This is a genomic window from Chryseobacterium sp. Leaf180 (genome assembly GCF_001424585.1).
In the GTDB taxonomy this organism is placed as follows: domain Bacteria; phylum Bacteroidota; class Bacteroidia; order Flavobacteriales; family Weeksellaceae; genus Chryseobacterium.
This window is the reverse complement of the sequence record NZ_LMPJ01000011.1, coordinates 186,237-212,394: the sequence shown is the minus strand read 5'-3', so window position 1 is coordinate 212,394 and position 26,158 is coordinate 186,237. Positions and strand designations below refer to the sequence as shown.

General features: G+C 38.6%; 25 protein-coding genes. 9 read left to right on the top strand and 16 right to left on the bottom strand.

All coding sequences use genetic code 11. The features are described from left to right. The first annotated feature begins 58 nt into the window (after window positions 1-58). From ASG01_RS13920 to ASG01_RS13900, 5 genes are all read left to right on the top strand, one after another. A complete protein-coding gene (locus ASG01_RS13920; RefSeq protein ID WP_055864865.1) occupies window positions 59-532 on the top strand; it encodes a Fur family transcriptional regulator in 474 nt (157 codons plus the stop codon). Between the two features lie 3 nt (window positions 533-535). Next, a complete protein-coding gene (locus tag ASG01_RS13915; RefSeq protein WP_055864862.1) occupies window positions 536-2,272 on the top strand; it encodes an OstA-like protein in 1,737 nt (578 codons plus the stop codon). A 419-nt stretch (window positions 2,273-2,691) separates the two neighbouring features. After that, window positions 2,692-3,876, top strand: a complete 1,185-nt coding sequence (locus tag ASG01_RS13910; protein WP_055864859.1) for an aspartate aminotransferase family protein — start codon at window positions 2,692-2,694, stop codon at window positions 3,874-3,876. Window positions 3,877-4,025: 149 nt separating this feature from the next. Continuing rightward, complete coding sequence (locus ASG01_RS13905; protein ID WP_055864856.1) at window positions 4,026-4,412, top strand: START-like domain-containing protein; 387 nt, start codon at window positions 4,026-4,028, stop codon at window positions 4,410-4,412. 70 nt (window positions 4,413-4,482) lie between these two features. Next, a complete protein-coding gene (locus ASG01_RS13900) occupies window positions 4,483-5,292 on the top strand; it encodes an aminotransferase class IV (protein ID WP_055864975.1) in 810 nt (269 codons plus the stop codon). A gap of 207 nt (window positions 5,293-5,499) precedes the next feature. Here ASG01_RS13900 and ASG01_RS13895 read toward each other — a convergent pair whose 3' ends face one another. Further along, a complete protein-coding gene (locus ASG01_RS13895) occupies window positions 5,500-6,051 on the bottom strand; it encodes a YqgE/AlgH family protein (RefSeq protein ID WP_055864853.1) in 552 nt (183 codons plus the stop codon). Between the two features lie 25 nt (window positions 6,052-6,076). Between ASG01_RS13895 and pdxH the strand changes: the two genes are divergently transcribed. Further along, entirely contained in the window at window positions 6,077-6,721 is a 645-nt protein-coding gene (gene pdxH, locus ASG01_RS13890; RefSeq protein WP_055864850.1) for a pyridoxamine 5'-phosphate oxidase, read from the top strand. A 235-nt stretch (window positions 6,722-6,956) separates the two neighbouring features. On the opposite strand, the gene ASG01_RS13880 is transcribed toward pdxH, so the two are convergent. The 13 genes from ASG01_RS13880 to ASG01_RS13820 form a co-directional block, all read right to left on the bottom strand. After that, window positions 6,957-7,490: a hypothetical protein gene (locus ASG01_RS13880; RefSeq protein WP_055864843.1), complete on the bottom strand. Its 534-nt coding sequence runs from the start codon at window positions 7,488-7,490 to the stop codon at window positions 6,957-6,959. A 56-nt stretch (window positions 7,491-7,546) separates the two neighbouring features. Beyond that, window positions 7,547-8,005: a hypothetical protein gene (locus ASG01_RS13875; protein WP_131725380.1), complete on the bottom strand. Its 459-nt coding sequence runs from the start codon at window positions 8,003-8,005 to the stop codon at window positions 7,547-7,549. A gap of 469 nt (window positions 8,006-8,474) precedes the next feature. Next, entirely contained in the window at window positions 8,475-8,873 is a 399-nt protein-coding gene (locus ASG01_RS13870; RefSeq protein WP_055864837.1) for a hypothetical protein, read from the bottom strand. Window positions 8,874-8,987: 114 nt separating this feature from the next. After that, window positions 8,988-11,063 carry a M48 family metalloprotease gene (locus ASG01_RS13865; protein ID WP_055864834.1) on the bottom strand — a complete coding sequence of 692 codons (2,076 nt, stop codon included), beginning with the start codon at window positions 11,061-11,063 and terminating at the stop codon, window positions 8,988-8,990. Between the two features lie 702 nt (window positions 11,064-11,765). Then, on the bottom strand, window positions 11,766-12,692 hold the full coding sequence (locus tag ASG01_RS13860; protein ID WP_131725379.1) for a Kelch repeat-containing protein: 927 nt from the start codon (window positions 12,690-12,692) through the stop codon (window positions 11,766-11,768). A gap of 220 nt (window positions 12,693-12,912) precedes the next feature. After that, window positions 12,913-13,776, bottom strand: a complete 864-nt coding sequence (locus ASG01_RS13855) for a hypothetical protein (protein ID WP_055864828.1) — start codon at window positions 13,774-13,776, stop codon at window positions 12,913-12,915. 147 nt (window positions 13,777-13,923) lie between these two features. Further along, entirely contained in the window at window positions 13,924-14,511 is a 588-nt protein-coding gene (locus tag ASG01_RS13850) for a hypothetical protein (RefSeq protein ID WP_055864825.1), read from the bottom strand. Between the two features lie 76 nt (window positions 14,512-14,587). Continuing rightward, window positions 14,588-16,213, bottom strand: coding sequence for a chaperonin GroEL (gene groL / locus ASG01_RS13845; RefSeq protein WP_055864822.1), 1,626 nt, complete (start codon window positions 16,211-16,213; stop codon window positions 14,588-14,590). An 80-nt stretch (window positions 16,214-16,293) separates the two neighbouring features. Next, window positions 16,294-16,650 carry a four helix bundle protein gene (locus tag ASG01_RS13840; RefSeq protein WP_055864819.1) on the bottom strand — a complete coding sequence of 119 codons (357 nt, stop codon included), beginning with the start codon at window positions 16,648-16,650 and terminating at the stop codon, window positions 16,294-16,296. Between the two features lie 51 nt (window positions 16,651-16,701). Beyond that, window positions 16,702-16,980, bottom strand: coding sequence for a co-chaperone GroES (groES, locus tag ASG01_RS13835; protein ID WP_055864816.1), 279 nt, complete (start codon window positions 16,978-16,980; stop codon window positions 16,702-16,704). Between the two features lie 131 nt (window positions 16,981-17,111). Next, window positions 17,112-18,317 carry a dicarboxylate/amino acid:cation symporter gene (locus tag ASG01_RS13830; RefSeq protein WP_055864814.1) on the bottom strand — a complete coding sequence of 402 codons (1,206 nt, stop codon included), beginning with the start codon at window positions 18,315-18,317 and terminating at the stop codon, window positions 17,112-17,114. Window positions 18,318-18,413: 96 nt separating this feature from the next. Further along, the gene (locus ASG01_RS13825) at window positions 18,414-19,700 is read right to left on the bottom strand and encodes a CitMHS family transporter (RefSeq protein ID WP_055864810.1); all 1,287 of its coding nucleotides are present in this window, start codon (window positions 19,698-19,700) and stop codon (window positions 18,414-18,416) included. A gap of 11 nt (window positions 19,701-19,711) precedes the next feature. Further along, complete coding sequence (locus ASG01_RS13820) at window positions 19,712-20,413, bottom strand: DUF2490 domain-containing protein (RefSeq protein WP_055864807.1); 702 nt, start codon at window positions 20,411-20,413, stop codon at window positions 19,712-19,714. A gap of 151 nt (window positions 20,414-20,564) precedes the next feature. On the opposite strand from ASG01_RS13820, the gene ASG01_RS13815 reads away from it, so the two are divergent. Together ASG01_RS13815 and ASG01_RS13810 are read left to right on the top strand one after the other, a co-directional pair. Further along, the gene (locus ASG01_RS13815; protein WP_238584560.1) at window positions 20,565-21,674 is read left to right on the top strand and encodes a sensor histidine kinase; all 1,110 of its coding nucleotides are present in this window, start codon (window positions 20,565-20,567) and stop codon (window positions 21,672-21,674) included. Continuing rightward, window positions 21,667-22,365 (top strand): LytR/AlgR family response regulator transcription factor, encoded by a 699-nt coding sequence (locus tag ASG01_RS13810; RefSeq protein ID WP_055864802.1) that lies wholly within the window; start codon window positions 21,667-21,669, stop codon window positions 22,363-22,365. Before ASG01_RS13815 ends, ASG01_RS13810 begins: the two co-directional genes overlap by 8 nt. A gap of 247 nt (window positions 22,366-22,612) precedes the next feature. Here the strand turns inward: ASG01_RS13810 and ASG01_RS13805 are convergent, their stop codons facing one another. After that, the gene (locus ASG01_RS13805; protein WP_117613457.1) at window positions 22,613-24,991 is read right to left on the bottom strand and encodes a M1 family metallopeptidase; all 2,379 of its coding nucleotides are present in this window, start codon (window positions 24,989-24,991) and stop codon (window positions 22,613-22,615) included. 204 nt (window positions 24,992-25,195) lie between these two features. Here ASG01_RS13805 and ASG01_RS13800 point away from each other — a divergent pair, with 204 nt between their 5' ends. Beyond that, the gene (locus ASG01_RS13800; protein ID WP_131725378.1) at window positions 25,196-25,561 is read left to right on the top strand and encodes a hypothetical protein; all 366 of its coding nucleotides are present in this window, start codon (window positions 25,196-25,198) and stop codon (window positions 25,559-25,561) included. On the opposite strand, the gene ASG01_RS13795 is transcribed toward ASG01_RS13800, so the two are convergent. Next, the gene (locus ASG01_RS13795; RefSeq protein WP_055864796.1) at window positions 25,529-26,107 is read right to left on the bottom strand and encodes a HupE/UreJ family protein; all 579 of its coding nucleotides are present in this window, start codon (window positions 26,105-26,107) and stop codon (window positions 25,529-25,531) included. The two genes, ASG01_RS13800 and ASG01_RS13795, sit on opposite strands and share 33 nt — an antisense overlap. Between the last annotated feature and the right edge of the window lie 51 nt (window positions 26,108-26,158).

Below are 26,158 nucleotides of genomic sequence, written 5' to 3'. Positions count from 1 at the left end.
AAGATTATCGCCTTTTTATTTAAATAAAAAAGGATAAATTTGTAGTATAATTTTACTGATGGATACGATACATAAAGACAACAATATAGTCCTCATCAAAGATGTTCTCAGAAACTATCTTTTGGAGAAGGGATTCCGGAATACACCCGAGCGCTACACGATTTTAGAAGAGATTTATAATATGGATCATCACTTTAATGTGGATGATCTGTATCTTCTTATGATGCAGAAAAAGTATCATGTTTCCAAAGCCACGATCTACAATACAATCGAGATTTTCCTCGACGCGGGCTTAATCCGCAAGCATCAGTTTGGCGAAAAAACTTTGACTTCTTCATCATACGAAAAGTCTTATTTCGACAAGCAGCACGATCATCTGGTGATTTACAAGAAAGATTCAGACAAAGAAATATCTGAGATTATTGAGTTCTGCGATCCGCGTATTCAGGGGATTAAAGAATCTATCGAAGCTGCTTTTAATGTAAAAATCGATTCGCATTCGCTGTATTTCTACGGTACCAAGAATGATTAATTCATGAAGTCAGCGCTGCTTATTCTTACTTTTTTCTCGCTGATGCTTTTCGGTCAGGATGGCCAGAAACCTGTTCAGCGGGATCCTTTTTTACAGACACCTGCAGGAAATCAGCCACCTTCTTCTACGCCTCAAAACAAAGTGCGCATAAGGCATGCCGATGAGATAAAGAAAGATACCAATTACGACGGCAACCGGTATTTCAAAGGCAATGTTGTTTTTGAACATCAGGGATCGGTTCTATCGGCGGATCTTGTGATTCTTTATGAAGAAGAAAACTTCCTGAAAGCAATTGGGAATGTAAAACTGCTAAACTCCGACGGCTCTGTGATTACCGCCGAAGAAATGGAGTACGACGGAAATACCCAGCGTGGTGTTGCCCGTAAAAATGTGGTTTTGAATGATCCTAAAGGCACGGTGATCAAAACGCAGACGATGTACTACGACCGTATCTCAAACGAAGCGTATTACAATACCGGCGGAACGATCAGTGATGGTAAAAGCGTGACATACTCCAAATCCGGAACGTATGATCTTACAACGCGTACCATTAATCTGAATCAAAATGTAAAAATTGAAGACCGGGATTATACACTTGAAGGTCCGAATCTGGTGCAGAATCAGAATACCAACATTGTAGATATTTCCGGCTACACGGTGATTACAAATAAGAAAAATCCGAAAAAAAAGATTATCACCGACAAAGGCACGTATAATCTCAACACAAAGGAAGCTTTTCTTACCAAAAACTCGAGGATTTTTTACAATGATAAAATTCTTACAGGAGACGAGCTTTATTTTAACCAGATCACCGGTTTTGGAAAGGGAACGGGAAATGTAACTTTGGATGATCCTGTCGAAAAAAGATACATCAAAGGCGGTTACGGAGAAATTTACGAAAAGAAAGATTCTGCGATGATTACCAAAAATCCGTATGCGGTTAAGATTCTGGAGAAAGATTCGATCTACTTTGCGGCAGAAAAAATTCTTTCTTACCAAAAACCAGATTCTGCCAATATCAAAAAGAGTTATCTGCGCGCCTACAAAAAAGCGAGAATTTATAAGTCAAACGCACAGGGAAGAGCCGATTCTATTGCCTTTAATGAAACCGACGGTGTAATGCACATGTACACAAAACCAATTTTATGGAGTGGTGAAAGACAGGTAACCGGCGACAAAATCGAGGCGTATTTTAATACCGAAACTGAAAACATCGACTCGTTGAAAGTTATCGGAAATGGTCTCGCCATCAGCAAAGTAGATTCTACCAACCTCGTTGATGAATTCAATCAGGTGAAAGGAAAAACGATGAATGTCTACTACGAGGGCAAAGACATCAAAGAAATAAAAGTGATCGGCAACGCACAGGCAATCACATATGATGATGATGTCAATGAAAAGACGAAGGAAACCGAACGCCTCGGAATCACAATTTCTACCTGCGGAATTATCGGTGCTTACTTCGAAGCTCAGCAGCTGCAGATTATCTCGTGTTCGATAGGTGCCGATGCAAACACGTATCCGATGAGTCTGATTGCTCCGGAAGACAAGAAGTTCCCGGAATTTAACTGGAATACCAAAGACCGCATCCGGAAGTGGCGGGATATTCTCGTCGATTCGCCCAACTATGAAGAGATTAAATACACGCCAAACGATGCGCTGTATGATCAGATTCAGGCGGCGGCGGCGCGGGAGAAAGCCAAAGAAGAAGCGAAGAAACCAAAAAGAGTTCGAAGATAAAATAATAATACCGGTCACTACGCCGGTATTTTTTTGTATTAATTTTTCGAAGTCGTTACCTAAAATACTAAAAACGAGGCAAAAAGGGTGGATGTTCAGCCTGAAAGGTGGAATTCCAGGCAAAAAGGCTCATTGCTGAGGTAAATAGGGTGGAAATCCAGGCAAATTGGGTGGCAGTTGAAGCAAAAAGGCTTGTTATCGAGGCACTTTGGCTGGATATTCAGGCAAAAAGGGTGGTTGTTGAGGCAAATAGGCTGGAATTTTAGTTTTGTGGTTGAATTAAATATATTTTTAAAAAGTTTTGTATTTAATGCCAAATGATTTCAGATATGTTCTCGCCTTAATGCTGCAAGTTTACAGCGCAGCATTTCGGCTTCTGAAGAATCTTCTTTAGCTTTGCCAATATTTCATTACACAAAATGCAGACAGATTTTTTTAAATTTCAGGCTCAGACCACACCTTATGCGGCAGGTTTTGAGGTAGAAAAAGCGGTGGGAAGTTATATTTACGGCAAAGATGGGAGAAGATATCTTGATTTCGTGGCGGGAGTTTCTGCTAACACACTCGGGCATTCGCATCCAAAAATTGTAAATGCGATAAAAGAGCAGGCTGAAAAATATCTGCATGTAATGGTTTATGGCGAATATGCACAGGAAAAACCTGTCGAGCTGTGCCGTCTGCTTGCGGAAGCGACGCCCGATCCGCTTTCGGTGACGTATCTTGTGAACAGCGGTGCCGAGGCGATTGACGGCAGTCTGAAACTGGCCAAAAGATATACGGGCCGCGAAGAGATTATTTCTTTTAAAAATTCTTATCACGGCAACACCCATGGCGCACTGAGCGTTTCTGGGAACGAATATCACAAGCGGGAATACCGTCCGCTTCTCCCGATGGTTTCTTTTATCGGTTTTAATGAAGAAAAAGATTTAGAAAAAATTACAGAAAGAACGGCGTGCGTGCTTTTGGAAACTATTCAGGGTGCGGCGGGATTTCTCGTTCCGGATAAAGAATATATGCAGAAGCTGAAAAGACGCTGCGAAGAAACCGGTGCGCTGCTTATTTTAGATGAAATTCAGCCCGGATTTGGCAGGACAGGGAAGCTCTTTGCGTTTGAACATTTCGGCATCGTACCTGATATTCTGGTGATGGGAAAAGGCATGGGCGGCGGCGTTCCGGTGGGCGCTTTTATGGCTTCGGAAGAGATTATGAAAAGTCTTACGCATTCGCCGAAGCTTGGTCATATCACCACTTTCGGGGGAAATCCGCTGATCGCCGCAGCTTCTCTGGCGACGCTGCAGGAAGTTTTAGAAAGTAATTTAATGGAAAAAGTAGCGGAAAAAGAAGCGCTGTTCCGGTCGCTACTTATTCATCCGAAAATTAAAAATATCAACGGTAAAGGTTTAATGCTTGCGGTAAATCTTGGCAGCCCGGAATATACACTTGAAGTTGCAAAACGCTGTATGGAAAAAGGTCTGATCGTTTTCTGGCAGCTTTACCGAAATGAATATATGCGGATATCACCGCCACTCACGCTCAGTAAGGCCGAAATCGAAGAAGGTTGCAAAATCATCTTGGAGGCATTGGATGAGGTTGAATATTTTTAAATTTAATTAAATTTTAAGCTTAAAGATTTCGCGTAGAATCCGGCAGTCGCCGCTGACAAATATCATAGAAGCTTTACAAAAAAAAACTTACAATTTGGCGTAAAGAAAATAATATTTTATATATTGCGTCACGTTAAAAAGTAAGCAATATGGCGAAACATAAAGTCCATTACGAATTCCCAATGCACTGTCTTTCAGAGATTTTATATGAATATCTGGCGAGCGCAGAAGGTCTTTCTGAGTGGTTTGCAGATGATGTGGTGGAGAAGGGAGACGATTTCTATTTCACCTGGGGAGGCGGCTCTGAGGAGAAAGCCACTCTCATTAGATACAAGCCGGAAAGCTTTGTAAGATTCCGTTGGGAAGAAGATGAGGGCACAAAGAATTATTTTGAAATGACCATCACGATCGACGACATTACAGAAGATCTGGCTCTGAATATTACCGATTTTTGCGAGGAAGGCGACGAAGAAGAAAACGCGCTCTACTGGGAAAATCTGATCGAGAATCTGAGAATAAAACTCGGCGCCGCGTAAGCGATTTTCAAAAACGATAAAACTGATGGACGAATTTTCGTTCATTATTTTTTTTATAAAACCTCTTATTTTGGAAAACAAATTTTTTAGTTCACCAGAAATTGAAACTGCCAACCGTGCGTTTCTTCTGGGCGATGCCGTAAAGGTTTCTTTTTTTGTGCGGAATGGAATGCTGATCATGGATGAGGAATGTTATTTTTTCCTGATGGCATCGATGCGCAAAATGCGTATGAATATTCCGTTAAGCTACACGCTTGAGTTTTTTCAGAAGCTTTTTCAGGAGAAAATTATTGAAGGACAAAACATCAGCAACGGAATTATCAGTTTTATGGTTTTCCGGAATGCTGATCATCAGCATCTGTCGCAATGCAGCGTTTCTTATTATTTTGAAGTCAAAACTTCTGAAGATGTTTTGGCAATGCAGCCGAATGCTTTGGAACTTGATCATATTAAGGAAATCAATGTCAACAGCAATCTTCTGAGCAACATCCGGGTACATTGTCCGGAGAATATTTATGCTTCGATCTATGCACAGGAAAATGACCTGGATGATGTGATTCTTCTTAATCCTGAAAAACGAATTGCAAGAACTTCTTTCGGAAATCTACTCTTTCTTGAAGGTGAGGTCATCAAAGTCGTGAAGCAAAGTGAAGGTTCTTACATTTCGCCGCTGCTGGAAAACTTCGTCACCTTTATTCATAAAAATAATCTTGCTGATATTCAGGAGCAGGAAATCATTGCTTTCGAATCTCAGAAAAGCGAAGAAATTCTGGTGATCTCTGAAGAAAAAGGAATTTTCACGGTAAAGAAAATCAGGAACAAAACTTTTGGCAGCGAAAGATTTACCGAGATGGTAAAAAGCTGGGCACAGAGTTTCTAAAATTGACAAACCCGGTAAACAACGGTGGTGCCGTCCTTTATCGGGTTTTTATTCTGGAGTTTACAGAATTTTATGGTTTAGATTTTCGTCCGCTGAAACAGCCTCAAAAATTCTCCTGCGAGAATGTTTTTATGAAACGCTGCTTTGCCGTTGATTATTGTACAAATCTATCCTAAAGTTTTGTTAAAAGTTTATGACTTAAATCTTTTAGTTCAGATAAATATTGGAAGGTGAATTTGCCCAGAGAAGATATTCACCACCCAGATTCTGCATGATTGATTTCCAAAGCGTATGATCGTTTGGGAATGTATAATCGAGATTGTAAACATCAACTACCGTCCACAATTTATTATCGACTTCTTTATCTAGCTGTAGTGCCGACCAGCCGGAATATCCGCTGAATGCTTTGATCTCATCGAGATGAATTTTTTCCTGTGTAAGTGCAGAAATCACCGCCTGCATATCTTCGGTGAAGAAAAATTCATCATTGATGCGTGTTGCTTTGGGAGAAATATCCTCATGATTTTTCACGATAAAAAAATAACGCTCTTTTTCTACCGGTCCGCCTTCATAGATTTCGGTGTCATACTCTAAAAACTCACTCACATTCTCGCTCAGCGCCTCGCTTTTTTTGTTGAGAATAAGACCGAAGGCGCCTTCATCATTATGCTCTATAATGAGAACGACGGCGCGGGAAAAAATGTCTCCCATGATATCAGGCGTGGAAATTAAAATTTTACCTTTGTACGAGTAACTCATACTCAAATTTAATAAAAAATAACGGATGGAAAACCTGCACGACAAGAGAAAAGTTTATGAAAAATCTCAATTGCTTGAAAGTGAGATTAAACAAAATCCGGTAGAGCAGTTCAGAGACTGGTTTCAGGAGGCGAGTGAAAATCCGGCGGTGGGAGAGGCGAACGCGATGGCAATTTCTACAGTAGAAGAAGACGGGTGCCCGCGTACAAGAATGGTTCTGCTAAAATCGTACACGCATGAAGGTTTTATTTTTTATACCAACTACGACAGCCGGAAGGGAAAATCGATTGAGAAAACACATAAAGCGTGTCTGCATTTTTTCTGGCCGGCACTGGAGCGACAGATCATCATTAAAGCAGATCTGGAAAAGATTGCGGAGAATCTGAGCGACGGTTATTTCCACAGCAGACCGAAAGGAAGCCAGCTTGGAGCGGTAGTATCGCCACAAAGTGCAGAAATCCCGAACCGTGAGTATCTTGAGGAAAAGCTGTATCAGCTTGAGGAAAAGTATGCAGAAACTGAAGTTCCGCGACCTGAAAACTGGGGCGGATATATTGCGAAACCATACGAAATTGAATTCTGGCAGGGAAGACCAAACCGCCTTCACGACCGGATTCTGTACACGCTGACCAAAGATTTTGACTGGAAAATCGCGAGGCTGGCGCCATAAGATTTACTTTAATAAAGATTTAAAATAGTGAAAGACTTTCTGCAGGTGCGGGAAGTCTTTTTGCTGTTGAGAGAATACTTTCTGCCGGAGCTAAAACACTACCCGCAGGAGCAAGATCACTACTTGCAGGACCGAGATTACTGTTCGCAGGAGCAAAATCACTGTTCGCAGGAGCTCAATCACTACCCGCAGGAGCAAGAACACTGTTTGCAGGAGCAAAAAACAGCTTTGAGATTTATTTGAAAAGCATCTTTCCTATTTTGTTCTGAAAGACGATAAACATTAATCCTAACAGGGTTTTAAATGATGCGGTGATGATCTCATAATTTAATCCGACGGTTGAAAGTTCGTCTCCGATATCTGCACCCATCTTTTTCAGCTTCAGAAGAAGGAATGATTTATTAATCAGCTCGGGTACCGAATCAAAAAGAATTAAAATCCCGACTGAAAGAATGGCGATCTGCAGAAGACTTTCGGCATTTAATTTTTGAAAATCAATTCTCTCGTCAAGAAATGTTAACGGTTTTAATTTGTTAATAATGACATCCGGATTGATGATCAACAGATACGCAGAGAGCACGATGAAAAACAGAATGATGATCAGATAAATGATGTCCTGCAGCACTCCGTTTTGAGAATCGAAAGGAAAGATCAGTTGGGCATTTATCAGGTAAACGATTTGTTGGGGCAAAAAAGTGAAAGCCAAACTGATGACCGTGTACAGACCGAAAATTCTGAAAATGATTCTGAGTAGATTTTTGATTTGCATACAGTGAGTTTATAATTACATTATTTCTGAAAAACGAATAATTATATAAGTCTTTATTATTGCGGTGAATGAATATATTTCGAAATACTGTCAATTTTATAAAATAGTTTTTTACGTAAAATATTTTGATTGTCACGTTCGCTGCCAATTATAATTCCAAACCATTTTACTGCATGAGGATTATCGCTCGAAATTTTTATCTGATTTGCACTGCCTTCTGAAAATATGCCGTCAACATATGAGCCATCCAAACTTTCAAGCATGTACCTTTTATCATTCTTTACTCTTTTCCAATAGCTTTCCTTTGCAAAATCCTGAAGGTCTGTTCTTACATTTTTTTTATCAACTAAAATGTATTTATGATTGAACATGCTGCTATTTCTTTGGAATTTCACTATAAGTAATCCATTTGCAGGAATATTGTAAATAATCTTCTTTTTAAAATCAATAGTTTCTTTGGCTTCATAAACTACGGCGAAATTATCTAAATGCTGAGGTATTAAAAATACTTCCATTGGTCTTTCATGTTTTTCAATCTTCAGTTCATTTTTACATGAGTGAAGTAAGTATAAACAAAAAATAAACAAAATCTTTTTCACTATCATAACTTTAATTTTCGTAAAAAACATTTCCATTCCACGGGTACTCACTGCCACGGTAAATTGTTGCTTTTAAGGATATTTAAATTGTCAGCAAAAAAAATACTGTTGCCATGATTCTTTGCTTGTCAGGTTGTTTATTCCAACGTAGTGTTAAGATGAGATGAGTTATTAAAATAAAATACATTAAACAGTAGAAAAACAAATCTCCCAATCCATAACCAAATGCGATTTTCCCGGAAAAAGTAGCGGGTAGAGTTAGCAGTATTTCTGTAGTTAAAACTGAAAGATTGATTTTTTTCCACATAAAATTGCTACGCTGTTTTTAAATGTTTTTAATAGAAAACCGATGATTTTTTTAAAATTGTTGTGAGCAAAAAAATAATTATTTTTCGAACACACTTTTTGAAAACGATTGAAAATAATGATCTCCCAAATTATATTTTTTACAAAATTTTAAGAGGTATTTGTGCAGTTCAGATTCTGACTGATATAAAACGATAGCCTTTGCTTTCTCAAACTCTTCGATTTTATATGTTCGCGGATTTCTATTACCGGTTCCAAAGGTAGATTGAGCTTCGAAGAAAAGTACAAGATAGAACAATTTAAATCTGTAATCACTGGACCTTAAAATATCCAAATCTTCATCTGTAATAAAAAATTCAAAATCTTTATCTACGTGACCAGACGAAACAGGAAAACAGTATTTTAAACCATTTTCGTCTTTACGGATATACGGACTGTATCCATTGCTAAGACTGTAAATCAAATTATCTCGTGACATTCAATACGGGTTTTATGATAAAAAATTAATGAAAATCTGTTTATCGTCTATAGCTTTTTTAAGAGCAATCTACGGTTTATTAATATTTTTTGATTTAAATATTTCGGCATTAATCTACTTACCAGAAAGCATAGCATCACTCACATCTTCCAACTTCCACTCTTCCAACTGATTCATCAGATCCAGAACTTCTTTCTTCTGTTTAAAATACTGCAGATTCAGGAAATACGGGAAGAGGTTGATCGCCTGTACAAGCCGCTGCAAAGCTACCGTATGATACTGATCTTTGCCGAAATACGACTGAGAAAATTCTACAAAATGCTTGAGATCGGCGAGTTCCTGAACAGACAGATCGTCGGTCATTTCCGGAATTTCGAGGATGACGGAGAGTTCTTTTTTAAGCTGATCTTCTAACGGTTTCAGCTTTGCGAAATTTTTTCGGATGACTTCAAACGGCGTCGTTACATTGAGAAAAGCGGTCGCTTCTATCAAATCGGTGTAGAGTTTATATTTTACCGTGTATGCTTCGTCGAATGCTGAAAATCTTCGGTAGGTTGAAATGAATTCTTCCTTTTTGCCGGCTTCAGTGGCCGTTTTCAGGAAGTAACTGTAGATATTCTGATCATTGCTTTCGATTTCCGCCGATAATTGGGTGATCTCGTTTTCGAGTTGCGGAATCAGTTTTTTCGCATCTGCCATTTTGTATTTTACGCCGTCGTAATCGAATGTTTTAACCGGGATTTCCTTTCTGAGAATAGCTTCCAAGGTATTTTTGTCATTTTCAAGAGCGATAAGCGTATATACTTTTTCGACATTCTCATAGCTAAAAAGATCTTCTGCATTTTCTGCAAGATTCGTAACATCATCTTTCACAGCAGTTCCCGGATTTTTGTGATCATAATAGGAATTGAAAATCTTATGAAAACTGTTTCTGCGGAACTCTTCGGTAAACTCAGTGGTAAACTGATCAAACTCTACATCTCTGCGTGTATGATCGTACTTTACATTCAGGAAAAGCTTCGTGGTAAGGCGTTCTTCGGTTCGGTGATAATCGCTGAACAGCGTGTTTGCCGGGCTGTGATCTGCTTCTTTTTGGATGTTTAAAGCCTGGAGTCTCACCACGCGGTCGGCAACAGTAGGATGCGACGCCCACTGATTTTCTATGTTGAGTTTCGACTTATTATACCAACCGGAATCGTCCTGTTTCACCACCGGAAGTCCGTGTTTGATCTCCAGTTTATTCTGTTCTGCTAAAAAATTAAGGACAAAGCGCTGCTCCTGATAGAGATTTTTGCTGGACTGATTTTTAGCAATTTTCTTCGTGTAAAAAGAGATCACACGGCCATACGCATCGTCGGCAATTTCCATACGCATCAGCGATTCTTCCAGCGGAAGCGAGCCCGAAATATGCGCGGCCACCTCATCGGCATGAAATTCCATCTCGCGGGAAAGTGCCATATAGCGTACATTTACAAAGTTGTACATTTTGGTAAGCACCCATTTAATTTTGTTGGTGATGAAGAAAGCCACCACCGCAAAAATGGAAAAGTAACCGCTTACACTTGCCCATTTCTGCACAGAATTCTGGTACGATTCGTCGTCATTAACGAGATTAAAAATAATCTGATTCACATTGTACACGTAACTTCCGACCTTCATCGACCGCTGCGAAAAGTGACCGAACTCGTGCGCTAAAATAGCTTTCAGCTCCTGCTTCGTCGAAACATTTACCAAACCTACACCGATGGTGAGATTTTTCTTTATGGGAAAAAACATACTCCAGAAACTGGAATCATAGAAAACGCTCGCATTGACCTCGTTTGAAAGATACACCCGCTTCGGTGCGTCTGTACCAGCTTCTTTCACGATTTCATCGATCATTTTGAAGAGTTCGGGTTCATCCTTTCTTTTGATTTCCGTTAAATGGCTGAGGTCATTCACATGTTTTTTGAACAGGAATTTAATGACGAAATAAAACACCAAAAGCCCGCAACCTGCCAGACCTGCGCCTGCCATCAAAGTAAAAAACATCGGTTTTGCAGCAATCAGCCAAATACCGACCACAACCGAACCGCCAGCGAGTGCGAGTGCAAAAATAAAGATCAGAAAGTAGACAAAAATAAAAATAACGATGGAAGAAACGGCTGAAGACGCCTTCCTGCGAAAGTCGTGAGAAACCTGAATTTGCATGATTTGTTTTTTACAATAATACACACAACAGCGGAATGGGGCAAGAATTTTTTTTTTGTCCTGAAAAAATCTGTAGGTTTATCCAGAAGATAATTGCTCTTCAGACGCGAAGAGTTTTCGTCATCTATTTTCTTTAGCCAATGGATAGATATCAGACAAATATTCCTTAAAAATTACTTTATGAATTTCATAAAATAAGTATTGCTTTGTTTAAAAATCCATATTTATATCTTAAACAATCAAATGAAAAATTTCGACGTTTAAAAAGTACCACATTGATACTCTATCTATGGAGTATCCATGCTTTATCCATACAGTATCTATACTCTTACACTGGATAAACTACTTTAGAATGCGTCAGCGCTGCGTTTTGCCTATCACAGTAGATTAAAATGGAGTAAATTTACTGTGTTTTTAGCCAGTTTTATAAAAAGTTTTGGGGTGTTAAAATAATGAATACTTCGCAATGATAATAAATATTAGATGCAAATTAACTAATCAAAGTGAGGTTTTGAAATTCTGTACAATTTTATAATTGGTTTTATTTACAAGTGAAAATATAATGTATGTATAAATTGTACAACTGAGTTTGATTCGTTAAAAAACCGCCCAGGGAAATCTGAACGGTCTTAAAATATTCTCTTGGCGATCCGTTAAAGCTGCGCTGTCACGGATCAGCTTTTTATTTAAATATATCTCCTTTTATTTAGCGGAAAGCACTTCTTCGCTGATATCTGCAACCTGAACGCTCTTAACAGCTGATTTGGTTGAGGAGGCTGTACTTCCACCGATGATGTATAATTTATTGCTGTGTATTTCCGCAGCAGCGTGGCGTCTGGGAGTCATGTTGGATGATAACTGATGTACCGTATTGGTTTCTGTATCAAAATAGGCCAAAAACGACTGATTGTTGTAACCGCCAGCAATAAAAATCTTAGTACCGTAAACTGCTAATGCGTGACCTGATATCGCAGTCGGCATCGTATATTGCTCAGTCCAGAGATTCTTGTTGAAATCATACACATTGACCAGACGGGATGAGGTACCGTTAAAACCACCGATTACATAAAGCTTATCATTAACAATTTTGCCCCTTGCTTCTCTGGCGGTTGGCATATTCGATAACGCATGCCATGTGTCTGAAGCAATGTCATAATACTGGAATCTATCAGAAAATACTGTGGTGGCGGCATTGTTGAGTCCACTGCCGCCGAAGGTATATATTTTTCCGTTATGGATGGCAGAACCGGCATTTCCTGTGTAGGCACGGTTAACAGCTCCTTTCGTTTTTTTATGCGTTTCAAGGTCTATAATTTCAAGATGGCTGTTTCCCCACCCGTTAAAAATATAAATTTTATTACCGTAAGTCTCCGAATTGGCGAATCTTTTAGGAACCAAAGTAGAATTGATTACACTCCAACGGTTATCTTTAATGCTGTATTTCTCAATAAAAACAGCATTACCATCCGAATCTTTATACCCATTGCTCACATAGATATTGTCATCTGCAATAGCACTGCTTATCGCTCCTCTTCTCACAGACATATCCGAAAGATGTTTAAAATTTAAGGTTTGTGCATTGCTTAAACAAAAACCGAAAAGTGAAAGGAGTAATAATTTTGTTTTCAAAGGTGGTGAGGTTTGTTTTAATTGATTTTCTGTGTAGAAAAATATGTTTTAAATATAGTGAAAAACTCACGGATTGGAAATCCGCGACATCTGGGATGAAAACTTTTTTGTAACACTGCCGTAAGGTCAGGAGACTTAGCGAAGCGGTTTGTTTTATTTGAAAACTGAATGTTGTTATGTTGTGGGTACGAGAGAGACACTCGCCAACATATTAACATGATTAATTAGGAGCAAACCTAAATCCTGGATTTTGGCATTCGAGCTTAGTTTTTTCAACTAAATATTGATCAATAAATAATCTGTAAAAATCCATCAGACTGCTCAAATCCTGTCTGTTATTATTTTGTTCATGTAAAGTATCAAATCTGCTAATATCTAATTCCTTTTTTTTAATCCATAAATACACATCTGGATATGCTGAAATAAATAAATCACTAAAAATTAGTGGCACAGAAGCTATATGTCTAATTGATGGGGATTCGTATCTTTCAGGATGAGCCTCCCCAAATTTGTAATAAAATAAATTTGCTCTTACAACATCGGGATTGATGTCATCATTCAAAAATAGTTTTTTCGCATAAAAATTTATTTCATCTTCGGTATTTGTATTATTAATAATTTTAAACCAGTGCTTAGTATGTTTTTTAGCTGGAATGTAAATTTGTTGATTTTTTAAATCCAATTTTGAAATTTCAGACATTAGATTCTTTATACTGAAATTTATACTATCTTCCATCAGTTTTACATCATCTACAATAGGATATGTAACATTTTGACCTTTAATGATTGTTCCATCTTTTTTTATAATTTCAGAATAAATTATTTTAAAGTTGGCATAATCAAGATGAACTCCAATATTCAATTCGCCAATTGAAACTTCTTTTTTGTAGCGAATCATTCTACCATCATCATATTTCAAGTTCATATTAAATTTATTTTCTAATATGTTTGAAAAACTTAAAAATTGGCTTTTAAGTCCGCCTTGTCTGTTATTGTGTTCTCTAATTTTTTCGTTGTCAGTATTATTACTAACGATAGCCCAAATTATAATTGCAGCAATTATAATTACAATAAAAGTCCACATTTTTTTAGTTTTTAATTTGTTAGCTTAAATATAGATATTTATTTTAATAAGTTGTTTTACAGGTTTTATAAATACAGATTTGTTAATTAATTGTTGTAAAACAAAACCGCTCAGAAAAATCTGAAAGGTTTTAACTTTATATTGTTTTTAGCGAGATTGACTTAAGAAATTATTAACTAGATATTTCAACAGAATTTTTATCAAAGATATCGCAGTAGATAAAAATTCCTGTCCAAAATGCAATGTCATTTCTAATATTTTATCAATATCAATTTGGATGGTTTCATCATAAAAAGAATCAATATCAATATGTGCGGAAATACTATTGCGCATAGGTATTATATAACGCTCGTAATCATGATCTTTTTTGAATTTTCTTAAATTATCAGTTACAGTCTTGTACGCATCTTTTGTTTCATCATAAGTCTGACATAGATTATTAATAAACTTCCCATTTCCCTGATATGCAACAATTGTTTCATGTATTGTTAAAAAAATATTTTTGACAAAGAATAATCTTTCAGAATCTTTATTTACGATATGTAAATTCTTTAAAGAAATTGTAAGGTCAGAATTTGCAACTGTAAATAACATAGCTAGCTCATTTGTCTTCTGTAAATCCTCAAATCTTTCTGATAGATTATTTTTTTCTATTAAAGTTTTAATATCCCTATACTCTTTCATAGTATTTTCGAGAAGAGATATGAAATCATCAAAGTGATCTATATTTTTCATATTTAGTTATTTTAGTAAAAAAACCGCTCTGTTTCCAGAACGGTTTTAAAATTTATATTGTCTCAGCGACACGCTACTACATCATTCCCGGCATTCCACCTCCCATTGGCATAGCAGGTTCTGCGCTCTTAATTTCAGTGATTACACACTCAGTTGTTAATAGCATTCCAGAAACTGAAGCTGCGTTTTCAAGGGCAACTCTTGTTACTTTCGTAGGGTCGATGATTCCTGCTTCAAGCATGTTTACATACTCGTCAGTTTTAGCATTGTATCCGAAGTCTCCGCTGCCTTCAGCAACTTTCGCTACGATTACAGAACCTTCACCTCCTGCGTTAGCAACGATTTGTCTCAATGGCTCCTCGATCGCTCTTTTTACGATTTTGATCCCTGTAGTTTCATCAGCATTGATTCCTTCAAGGTTTGCTAAAGCAGAGATTGCTCGTACAAAAGCAACACCACCACCGGCAACGATACCTTCTTCAACCGCTGCTCTCGTAGCATTTAAGGCATCGTCAACTCTGTCTTTTTTCTCTTTCATTTCAACTTCAGAAGCTGCACCTACATACAATACAGCAACACCACCGGCTAATTTAGCCAATCTCTCCTGTAGTTTTTCTCTATCGTAGTCAGAAGTAGTCGTTTCCATCTGCGCTTTGATCTGGTTTACTCTTCCTTTGATCTTGCTTTCTTCACCACCACCGTTTACGATTGTCGTGTTGTCTTTATCGATAGATACTTTTTCAGCAGTTCCCAACATATCAAGAGATACATTTTCCATTGTGAAACCTTGCTCTTCAGAAATTACCTGACCACCAGTTAAGATAGCGATATCTTCCAACATTGCTTTCCTTCTGTCACCGAATCCCGGAGCTTTTACAGCAGCAATTTTAAGAGAACCTCTTAATTTATTCACTACCAAAGTTGCCAAAGCTTCACCATCCACTTCTTCAGAAATAATCAGTAAAGATTTTCCGCTTTGTGCGATTGGTTCAAGAACCGGAAGTAATTCTTTCATTGAAGAAATTTTCTTCTCAACTAAAAGGATGTATGGATTCTCCAATTCAGTTAACATTTTCTCAGGATTCGTCACGAAGTAAGGCGACTGGTAACCTCTGTCAAACTGCATCCCTTCTACAACGTCTACTGTTGTATCGATACCTTTAGCTTCTTCTACCGTGATTACCCCTTCTTTACCTACTTTTCCGAAAGCTTCAGCGATCAAAGATCCGATAGTTTCGTCGTTGTTAGCAGAAACTGAAGCCACCTGCTTCACCATTTCAGTAGAATCACCTACTTCTTTAGACTGCTCTTTAAGGTTAGCAACAACAGCAGTTACTGCTTTGTCGATCCCTCTTTTCAAGTCCATTGGGTTTGCACCGGCAGCTACATTCTTAAGACCTTCTCTCACGATAGCCTGAGCTAAAACAGTAGCGGTTGTAGTACCGTCTCCTGCGATATCATTGGTTTTGGAAGCAACTTCTTTTACCATTTGCGCTCCCATGTTTTCTACTCTGTCTTCAAGTTCGATTTCTTTTGCTACAGAAACACCATCTTTAGTTACGTGAGGTGCACCGAAAGATTTTTCGATTACTACGTTTCTACCTTTTGGTCCTAAAGTTACTTTTACTGCATTAGCCAATGCATCAACCCCTCTTTTTAGAGCATCTCTTGACTCGATATCGAATTTTATTTCTTTTGCCATGTTATTTTGCTTTTGGCGAATTGCTGTTGGCTTTTGGCTTTTGGCTTTAGCGATTCGCTGTATTAATTTATAATTTGATTTTAATTTCCGTTAAGCCTGTTCCAGAGGGTGACAAGCTTTTTTTTAAGTATAGTTAATTCTTCCGAAAGGTTTTGGAAATCTTTTTCTGAAAGGTATTCTAAATCTTTAGAAAGTATTAATTGGTTCTCGGCTTCGTTGGATGATCCTAGTGCGATGTTAATAAAATTTGCAAATTCTTTATCTGAATTCCTGCCACTTCCTTCCGAAATATTATATCCGATGGAAGCGAATGATCTTCTGATCTGAGAGGTCAATCCAAAAATTTCCTCTTTCGGAAAAACCTTGGTTGTTTTGTAAATTTTCAAAGTCAGCTGATGACTTAATTGCCAAACTTCAAATTTCTTAAAATCTCTCATTTTCTATTTTCAACGCTGAAAGCCATCTGCCATTAGCCAATAGCTATCAGCTTAACCTATTACTCCTAAAAGATCAGACTCTTTTGCAATGATAAAATCTTTTCCGTCTAATTTTAATTCGGAACCAGAATATTTTCCGTAAAGAACTTTGTCACCTACCTGTACAGTGGTTGGCTCATCTTTTTTACCAGGTCCCACAGCTACTACTGTGCCTTCCTGAGGTTTTTCTTTTGCGGTATCCGGGATGATGATCCCTGAAGCGGTCTTCGTTTCAGCAGCGATCGGCTCGATCAAAACGCGGTCTGCTAACGGCTTAAAGTTTACTGACATAATATTATATTTTTTTTAATGTTTCTGGTCTGTCTTTCCCTAATTGTATGCCAACAGGTTTTAAATAAAATTTTGGCAGAGTTTTAAAGTGAAAGGTGAAATTTTGGCAGAAAAAAAGCAGGCAATTTTTGCTAAAAAGCTTCCTTTGACGGATTCAGTTTTGCGATAAGTGCCGAAGAAACGGCAATTCCGATAAAATTGGTTACCGATCTTGCTTCATTCATAAAACGGTCTACGCTGTACAGCAACGCAATATCTGTTAATGGTATTTTACCGAATTTATCCAGAGTAAATATAAGCGCGAGAAAGCCGGAGCCGGGAACACCGGAAGCTGTTTTGGAAGTAATGCTGATGATTAAAAACAGCAGAAAGTAATCATTCCACCCCATGGGAATACTGTAAAACTGCACCAAAAAAATACAGCATGCGGAAATGTAAATGCAGGCACCCGCAAGGTTGAAATTGTAGCCCAGCGGAATAAGAAAACGGATGATTTTCTTTTCGTAACCCTGATTTTCAAGTTTTTCGAAGATCATCGGGAATGCTGTTTTGGAGGAAGAAGTGGTCATCACCAGAATGATTTCATCTTTTATATCCACCAGAAATTCACGAAAATTTATTTTAAAAAAATAGCAGAGCGTTCCCAAAATACCGAAAATAAAAATGATACACGCAAGATAAACGGTTGCCACGATTTTACTGAGCGGAAGCAGTGTGCTGAGGCCGTAAACAGAGATTCCGTAAGCGATATTGCAGAAGATAATGACCGGAAGAACAAGATAAAGATATTTTATGCCGATGTAAAAAAGTTCCATCCCCAAATTGAGAACTGTCGTAAGCTTCCTGCTTTTCAGGCTGCCGGCAACAACTCCGACAATGACCGAGATGACAAGAAAAATGGTATACCTGCTGTTGTTGATGGTAAAAAAATCAGGATTGCCTGTAAACCTATATGTGTTGGGAATTTCCGCACGGATTTCGGCGAGATTGATACCGGTATTGATGCCCGGTTTTATGAGAAAGCCCATGATGAAACCCAGAATAATGCAGACTGAGGTGACGGAAATGAAATAAATGAAAGTATATGCAATAATCCGGAATGAATTCTTGGTTTCAAACACATTTAAAATACCGTAAACGATCGCGATAAAAAGCACCGGCAGAATAATCGCCTCAAGAACGGTAAAGAAATATTGATTGACGAGCTCCAGTTTTCTGCTGAACTCAGGCAAATAAATTCCCACAAATACACCCGCAATGATCGCGATAAAAACATACAGCGTCAGATTCCTGAGATAGGTGTTGGTAAACGTTTTTTTTGGAAGACTGGGAAACATCAGCTGCTTTTACTGATGTAAAATTAGACTTATTATTGAGATTAAAAAATAATTAATACAGACGTTTACTCCGCAAAAAAATCCTGGAAGTGGTTGTTAAATCACTCCCAGAATCAATGCGCTTACCAGCATGATTATGGATGAGCCGATGGCCCACTTTAAGGTAAATTTCAAATGATCCGAAAATTCTACTCCCGCAAGCGAAACCAGCAAATAAGTGGAAGGTACGAGCGGGCTTAATAAATGCGATGCCTGACCGACAAGACTGGCTCTTCCTAAAACATCAGGCGGAATTCCCAGCTCTGAACCTGTTGCTGTAATGATGGGTAAAATACCGAAATAATACGCATCATTCGTTAGAAAAAACGTGAGCGGAACACTGAAAACGGCAGTAATTGTATTTAAAAAACCACCCCAACTTTCTGGTACAATGCCAATAATGCTGTTTCCCATCGCCTGCATGATGCCGGTGCCATTGAGAATTCCTGTAAAAATTCCTGCTGCGAAAATCATCCCGGCAACAGAAAGTGCATTTCCCGCATGTTTGGTAACGATTTTCTGCTGGTCTTTCGGTTTCGGATAATTGATGAGTGCGGCAATACAGAATGCGATCATGAATGCAATACCCAAAGGAATGAGATCTAAAATCATGACCAGCAAAAGCAGTATCGTAAGGGCAAAATTCACCCATATTAATTTTGGTCTCAGCATTTTCTGATCGTCGCCGCCTTCGATATCATTGTCGCTGTATCTGGTAAATTTGCCGTTTTTGGCGATTTTTCTTTTTTCCTGAATTCCCAGAATATAGGATACGAAAATAACCCATAAAATTCCGATCGCCATAATAGGTATCATCGGGACAAAAATTTCAGCATGACCCAGTTTCAGAGAACTCATTACCCGCGCCGTCGGGCCGCCCCAGGGAAGGATATTCATAATTCCGCCCGAGAGCATCACAATACAGGTAAGAACTAAAGGATTCATCCCCTGTTTTTTGTATAACGGAAGCATTGCGGCCACTACAATAATGTAGGTAGAAGAACCGTCGCCATCCAAAGAGACCAAAGTTGTAAGAATTGCGGTGCCGATGGTAGTTTTTACCGGATTGTCGCCTACAGCTTTCAGAATTACCTGTACCAGTGGCTCAAACAGCCCTGTGTCAATCATCAGACTGAAATACAGAATGGCAAAAATGAGCATCACGCCGGTCATTGCAATTTCTTTAATGCCGTCTTTTGCCATCTCGCCAAGTTCAGATCCGAAACCTGCCAAAGCGGCGATGATCACAGGAACCAGAATCAATGCAGTAAGAGGCGTCAGTTTTTTTGTCATGATGAAAACCATAAAGATTGCGATCATCAGAAAACCTAATATTGTAAGCATAATTTGTTTTTTTAGTTCGGATTATTTTTTTCTCTCTTTCTCCAGTCAAAATTGTGTCTGAAACCAATGTAGCCGTAATTGCTGGTTTTTCCGGTTTCCAGCTGATTAATAAAAGCCAGTTCCAGTGCCGAGTTTCTTCCTGTTTTGATACCGATTCCTGCTGTGATACGGTTGCTGTCAAAAGGTTCATCTTTTACGATATTCATTCGGATTTCGTTTTTAAGAATGCCGTACAGCTTTTCTTTTTCACCTTTTTTACTGAAAGGAATTTTTACAGAAATAAGATAGCGCAGCCTTACGATAAACTCATCAGGATTATTTATAAAACGCTCTTCCACGCGCAGCCTGTTTGAGACTGAGGTGCGGCCGATGTTATTTTCCATTGTCACCTGCTGGAACGGTCTTTTTTCATAGCGAATCCTTTTTGAGTTGTTTGTATTGTAAGATTCGAGTACCAGAAACATAAAACCTGCAGCGGGTTTAATTCCTGGTGCCACCTCGTGATCGACATACGCATTTAAAAGGAAAAGGCGTGTATCGTAAGCGAGATCAAAAGAACGGTATTGCGCAAGTGCAGTCAGGGTATTTTTGTCAGTCAGTTTTGCGGACATCAGATACTGAAACCACATGTTGTAATTGTCTATGCTTTGCGCTTTCATCATTATGGTTGAAAGAATAATCAGGAGAGCGATTGTTTTTTGTTTAATCTTCATGTAATATTTAGTTAACATTGCATTTTCTCAAATGTATCCAATTGCAGTGCTTGTCTGTAAAATTTTCAACCAATGGTGTTTTTTATAAGTGAACTGCACTTTGAGAAAAAAAAGATGGTATATTTGGACTATCTGAAAAACATATCTGCGGATGTTTTTATTACTGAATATCGTTGTTATCTTATTGATTTTTAGAATTTTATTCAGTCAGAAGATTTTGAATAAGATCATGTCTTACCGCTGGAAATTTCTGCTGGGCTTTCAGCACATTTTCTTCGGAGCTGTGTTTGTTCTGATGATCTATTTTACCCAAAAACACTTTCTGCAAACACCGGAACTGATCCTGAATATTATTTTCAACTCTATTTTCAGTTTGGGTATCTATTATTTTATTTATTATTACTTAGTCCCGAAATTTTATCTTTCCAATAAATATCCAGAGTTTGTTCTCTATGCTTTGGTATGTTTTCTCATCAGCAGCCTGTCGCGCATTTTGCTGGAACCTGCTCTTTTTGCAAACAGTTTTTTACGCACAGATTACAACAGTTTTATTTACAATGTGTATATCACACAGGGTATTGTGATTTTAGTCGCTTCCTTTCTGGGAATTACAAAAGATAAATTTTTGATCGAGCGCGATGTTGCGGTGCTCGGGGAAGAAAAAAATCAACTGTATGTCGATTTACTGAAATCTAAACTCAGTCCGCATTTCCTGCTTAATACACTCAATAATATATACGTCAGCAGTTTCAGTGATTCAGAAAAAACTTCAGATGCTGTCCTTCAGCTCAGCAAACTTTTGCAGTATACGATCTATGACAGCGGTAAAGAAAAGATCTCGCTGGCTCAGGAATTTTCTTCGATAACATCTTTGGCAGCGCTCTACCAGCTTAGGTTTAATGACCAGCTTAATATATTTTTCAGAATCGGGAACAGTGAAGATTTAGATTTAATAGAAATTCCTCCTTCGGTTTTACTTACCCTTTTTGAAAATTCTTTAAAACACTCTGCGGTAGGAATCGATCCGGAAAGTTTCATCTCTGTTGATTTTAAAATTGAAAATTATGTTTTGATTTTTGAGATCGAAAACTCTATTTCAAAAGACAGAAATCAGCAGGCAGTGACAGGATATCAAGGTTTGGGAAATAAGGCGATTCTCGCTATTCTCGACAGATATTTTCCGGGAAATTACAGTTTTACCTCAGAAGCTGCAGACAGTAAAATATACAGAACAAGTTTAAAAATAAATGCAAATGGCTGATATTAAGGCAGTAAATGTAGACGACGAATATCCGGCATTACAGTTAGTACAGAAATACTGCAGCAAGACAGAAGGTGTAGAGCTGCTGGCATCTTTTCAAAATCCGCTGAAGGCGTACGATTTTTTACTGGAGAATACCGTAGATCTGGTAATTTTAGATATAAATATGCCGTTTATGACTGGCATCGAGCTGCTCGAAAAACTTCCGTACAAACCGCTTTGCATTTTTCTTACTTTAGAAACTCAACATGCTGTAAAAGCATTTGAGCTCGATGTGGTGCATTATCTTGTAAAACCTGTCGATTTTGAAACCTTCAAAAAGGCGGTTTCTAAAGCAAATGATTTTCTACGATTCAGGAAATCTTCAGAGGCGAAGGAGCAGGAAGATTTTATCATGTTTAAATCTAACTATATTATAAATAAGGTATTTTTAAAAGATATCCTCTGGATAGAAGGTTACGGAGAGTACATTCTTCTGGTAACACCGCTTAAAAAATATATGATCCTGGACAGAATGACGAATTTTGAAGAAAAATTTAAAGCGTTCGGCTTTATCAGAATTCACAAATCATATATCGTTTTGGCATCGCATATTCATTCTTATGATACAAGTTCAGTATATCTTGAAGGTGGGCAAAAGCTGCCTTTAGGAAGGACCTTTAAGGCCGTTCTCAAAAATCACCTAACCTGAGTTTTACGATTTTTAATATTGCAATTGTGAAAAACATTCAGTCCTGCAGGATTTAAAAAAAAAGCCTCTGAAATTTCAGAGGCTTTTTTTAAATTATTTTGAACATATTTTATTTTACGGATCGATCACATTGTAAATATACGATCGGGAGAAACACGGTACAATCGCTGTTTTGTTAAGATTCATCATTTCATTTTTAGCGTTGATGGTCTTCAAAAGTGAGTCATTTTTTCATAAAATAAACGCACTATTTTTTCTTCCCTCCAGCCTGCATCGGGTTTACACGTCCGCTGGCGCCGCCACGCACTGCACCTTCCTGTCTCTGTTTAAACACCTGGAATTTTGAAGTTTCGACGGTAGAGCTGTCGCTGCTCCAAAGATTATTGGAAGTATCGATATCTGCCGTTTCTCTCATCGGATCAAGCTGAATGGACTTTATTTTTTTCTCGAAAAAGAAGGTTTTAGAAACTTTTTTCTCATTCTGTCTCCAGATCTGTGCAGCAGAACGGTCGCGTAGTTTGCTTCCGTCTTCGAAGGTAAATTCAATGATAATCGGCATCACCAGACCGCCTTTGTTTACAAAATCAATCTGATACGCATTGTAATTTTTCAGTCTTTCCTGATCTTTTTTGTCCAAAGGCTCGGTACCTTCTGTTTTGAGAACGATCTCTTTGCTGTTGTCTACGGTTTCCATTCCGCGGTCGTAGCGGTAATAGAAATCCTGCAGCGATTTGTCTTTTTCTACGGCAAAAGTGATGCTTTTATCTTCTCTGTTTCTGATTTTTGAAATGTCTTCAAACTCATTCTGAAGCGGCCTGTCGACTTTATATTTCATTTCGCCGGCTTCTCTTAGCGCAGTTAAATCTGGTGTTGCCACCGTTACTTTATCAATCGCAATATCTACAGGATCGGTTCCGTAAAACCAACCTCTCCAGAACCAGTCGAGATCTTCACCGCTTGCATCTTCCATCGTTCTGAAAAAATCTGCAGGCTCGGGATGTTTAAACGCCCATCTTTTAGAATAGGTTTTAAAGGCTTTATCAAAAAGATCACGTCCCATGATGGTTTCGCGAAGGATATTTAAACCGGTTGCAGGCTTAGAATAAGCATTTGGCCCAAACTGAATGATGTTTTCAGAGTTGCTCATTATGGGCTCCAACTGATCTTTCGGAAGTTTCATGTAATCCACTATCGTCCATGCCGGGCCACGTTTGGAAGGGAATTTATTGTCCCATCTTTCTTCGGTTAAATATTCTGTAAACGTATTCAAACCTTCATCCATCCAGCTCCACTGTCTTTCGTCGGAATTAATGATCATTGGAAAGAAATTGTGTCCCACCTCGTGAATCACCACGCCGATCATTCCGTTTTTGGTGCCTTCAGAATAGGTTCCGTCTTTTTCGGTACGGCCATAATTAAAGCAGATCATCGGATATTCCATGCCATTGGCCGCTTCCACCGACTGCGCCACAGGATACGGATACGGAATCGTAAATTCTGAATAGGTTTTTATGGTATGCGCGATGGCTTTTGTTGAATATTTTCGGTAAAGATTATAAGCTTCTTTCGGATAGAAACTCATCGCCATTACTTTATTATTGTTTTCAGGAATGGTAACGCCCATCGCATCCCAGACAAATTTTCTTGAAGCCGTCCATGCAAAATCACGCACATCTTTCGCTTCAAAAACCCATGTTTTTCTCTGTTTCGAATGGCTTTTCTCTGCTTTTTTAGCTTCATCCAAAGTCACAATTTCCACAGGTTCGGTAGAGGTCTGTGATTTTCTGTAGCGTGAAAGCTGTTCCGAACTTAAAACCTGATCATAGTTTTTGCACTCGCCGGTTCCGCCAATAATATGATCTGCGGGAACGTTCATCGAAACTTTATAATTTCCGAAAACCAAGGCAAATTCTCCTCTTCCCGTAAACTGATGATTTTGCCAACCCTGAAAATCGCTGTACACACACATTCTCGGGAACCATTGCGTGATTGTATAGAGGTCGTTTCCGTCTTCCGCGAAGTTTTCGTAACCGCCGCGCCCGCCCATTTTTATACGGTTCGGAATGTTGTAATTCCAGTCGATTTTAAAAATAAACTTCTCGCCTTTTTTCAGCATTTTAGGCAAATCGATGCGCATCATGGTTTTATTAACGGTATATTTCAGCGGATTTCCCGCTGCGTCGGTTACTTTTTCCAGATTCACGCCGTAGCCATTGTCTTTCACAGGAATTTCAGTGACTTTCAGCTGCTGATCATTTGTCGCCCGCGGAATAAAACTCGACGACTGATAATCTGCTTTCTTCGTTGTCGACTGCTGGTTTTCATCCAACTGCAGCCAGATATAATCAAGATCATCAGGAGAATTGTTGTGATAGGTAACGGTTTCCGAACCTTTCAGGTTTCTTTTGTCTTCATCCAGATACGCGGTGATGTCGTAATCGGCTCTGTTTTGCCAATAAGCCTGTCCGGGCGCTCCGGAAGCGGTTCTGTATACATTCGGCGTTGGGAAAATCGTTCCCATCTGCTCAAAACGGTTCCCATGATTACTCCCCGGATTGTTCTGAATATTCTGGGCAAATGCGCCGGTAAAAAACAAGACTGAAAGTGCAGAAATTTTAAATTTCATTTCGGATGATTTAATAATATTCAAATATAATAATAAGTCGTTGAAAATTTCTAAAATATTGTAAGGACCGCGCGATTCTTTGAATGGAGTAAACAGATTTTCAAGGTTTGTTTTAAATAAAAACGCCCGTGACTCTGCAGAAAGATGGAAAACGGTTTATCGAAACGGTTAGTTCGTTTTGCGAGGCAGCCAGATCGTTTTGCGATGATGACAGTTGGTTTCCCGATGCTGACAGTTGGTTTTGAGATACTGACAGATCGTTTTGCAATGCTGACAGTTGGTTTCCCAATGCTGACAGTTGGTTTCCCGATGCTGACAGATGGTTTCCCGATGCTGACAGTTGGTTTTGAGAAACAGACAGATCGTTTTGCAATGCTGACAGTTGGTTTCCCGAGGCTGACAGATGGTTTTGCGATGTTGACAGATCGTTTTCCGATGTTGACAGTTGGTTTTCCGAAGCTGACAGTTGATTGCCTTATGCGTACAGTTGATTACCTGACGCTGACAGTTGGTTACCCGATGCGTACATTTGGTTTTTTAAAAAGGAAGCCTCTCCAAAGTCATCTGTAAAGACAAGGCAAAAACGCCTGCCGAAACAAATAGAATCCAGTCTTTGCGGTTGATTTTAAATAGATTTAATAAGATAAAAAGTAGAATGAGAATGGCGAAAACGATGACGATCTGGCCCAGTTCGAGACCGATATTAAAACCGAAAAGAGGCAATGCGATGCTCTGGCTTTTTGCAATCATAACGCGGGCGGTATTTGCAAATCCCAGACCGTGAATCAGGCCGAAAAACAATGCAAGATAATAATTGGTCTTGTTTTTTGAAACATTTTTGTTTTTCATTACAATGTTTCCGAGCGCCGTCAGAACAATCGTCAGCGGAATTAAAAACTCTACCCACGCTGAAGGAACGCGCACGATGTCTACAATACTGAGCGCCAACGTCATAGAATGACCGATTGTAAAAGCCGTTACCAAAATTAAAATTTTCTTCCAGTCGCTGTATGAATAAATCGCCATTAAAGCCAGCACGAAAAGCTGATGGTCGAGTGCGTCGAGCGAAATAATATGTTCCCAGCCGAGTTTTAAATAGAAAAGAAAATCCTGCATTTTTCCTGATTTTTTTTGAAATGCGATGATACAAAATTTATTTTAACTTTG

Excerpts from the sequence above, each read along its gene's own strand:
- ASG01_RS13920 (WP_055864865.1), top strand. The coding sequence starts at position 59 with ATGGATACGATACATAAAGACAACAATATAGTCCTCATCAAAGATGTT.
- ASG01_RS13915 (WP_055864862.1), top strand. The coding sequence starts at position 536 with ATGAAGTCAGCGCTGCTTATTCTTACTTTTTTCTCGCTGATGCTTTTC.
- ASG01_RS13910 (WP_055864859.1), top strand. The coding sequence starts at position 2,692 with ATGCAGACAGATTTTTTTAAATTTCAGGCTCAGACCACACCTTATGCG.
- ASG01_RS13905 (WP_055864856.1), top strand. The coding sequence starts at position 4,026 with ATGGCGAAACATAAAGTCCATTACGAATTCCCAATGCACTGTCTTTCA.
- ASG01_RS13895 (WP_055864853.1), bottom strand. The coding sequence starts at position 6,051 with ATGAGTTACTCGTACAAAGGTAAAATTTTAATTTCCACGCCTGATATC.
- pdxH (WP_055864850.1), top strand. The coding sequence starts at position 6,077 with ATGGAAAACCTGCACGACAAGAGAAAAGTTTATGAAAAATCTCAATTG.
- ASG01_RS13880 (WP_055864843.1), bottom strand. The coding sequence starts at position 7,490 with ATGCAAATCAAAAATCTACTCAGAATCATTTTCAGAATTTTCGGTCTG.
- ASG01_RS13875 (WP_131725380.1), bottom strand. The coding sequence starts at position 8,005 with ATGGAAGTATTTTTAATACCTCAGCATTTAGATAATTTCGCCGTAGTT.
- ASG01_RS13870 (WP_055864837.1), bottom strand. The coding sequence starts at position 8,873 with ATGTCACGAGATAATTTGATTTACAGTCTTAGCAATGGATACAGTCCG.
- ASG01_RS13865 (WP_055864834.1), bottom strand. The coding sequence starts at position 11,063 with ATGCAAATTCAGGTTTCTCACGACTTTCGCAGGAAGGCGTCTTCAGCC.
- ASG01_RS13855 (WP_055864828.1), bottom strand. The coding sequence starts at position 13,776 with ATGTGGACTTTTATTGTAATTATAATTGCTGCAATTATAATTTGGGCT.
- ASG01_RS13850 (WP_055864825.1), bottom strand. The coding sequence starts at position 14,511 with ATGAAAAATATAGATCACTTTGATGATTTCATATCTCTTCTCGAAAAT.
- groL (WP_055864822.1), bottom strand. The coding sequence starts at position 16,213 with ATGGCAAAAGAAATAAAATTCGATATCGAGTCAAGAGATGCTCTAAAA.
- ASG01_RS13840 (WP_055864819.1), bottom strand. The coding sequence starts at position 16,650 with ATGAGAGATTTTAAGAAATTTGAAGTTTGGCAATTAAGTCATCAGCTG.
- groES (WP_055864816.1), bottom strand. The coding sequence starts at position 16,980 with ATGTCAGTAAACTTTAAGCCGTTAGCAGACCGCGTTTTGATCGAGCCG.
- ASG01_RS13830 (WP_055864814.1), bottom strand. The coding sequence starts at position 18,317 with ATGTTTCCCAGTCTTCCAAAAAAAACGTTTACCAACACCTATCTCAGG.
- ASG01_RS13825 (WP_055864810.1), bottom strand. The coding sequence starts at position 19,700 with ATGCTTACAATATTAGGTTTTCTGATGATCGCAATCTTTATGGTTTTC.
- ASG01_RS13820 (WP_055864807.1), bottom strand. The coding sequence starts at position 20,413 with ATGAAGATTAAACAAAAAACAATCGCTCTCCTGATTATTCTTTCAACC.
- ASG01_RS13815 (WP_238584560.1), top strand. The coding sequence starts at position 20,565 with ATGTTTTTATTACTGAATATCGTTGTTATCTTATTGATTTTTAGAATT.
- ASG01_RS13810 (WP_055864802.1), top strand. The coding sequence starts at position 21,667 with ATGGCTGATATTAAGGCAGTAAATGTAGACGACGAATATCCGGCATTA.
- ASG01_RS13805 (WP_117613457.1), bottom strand. The coding sequence starts at position 24,991 with ATGAAATTTAAAATTTCTGCACTTTCAGTCTTGTTTTTTACCGGCGCA.
- ASG01_RS13800 (WP_131725378.1), top strand. The coding sequence starts at position 25,196 with ATGATGACAGTTGGTTTCCCGATGCTGACAGTTGGTTTTGAGATACTG.
- ASG01_RS13795 (WP_055864796.1), bottom strand. The coding sequence starts at position 26,107 with ATGCAGGATTTTCTTTTCTATTTAAAACTCGGCTGGGAACATATTATT.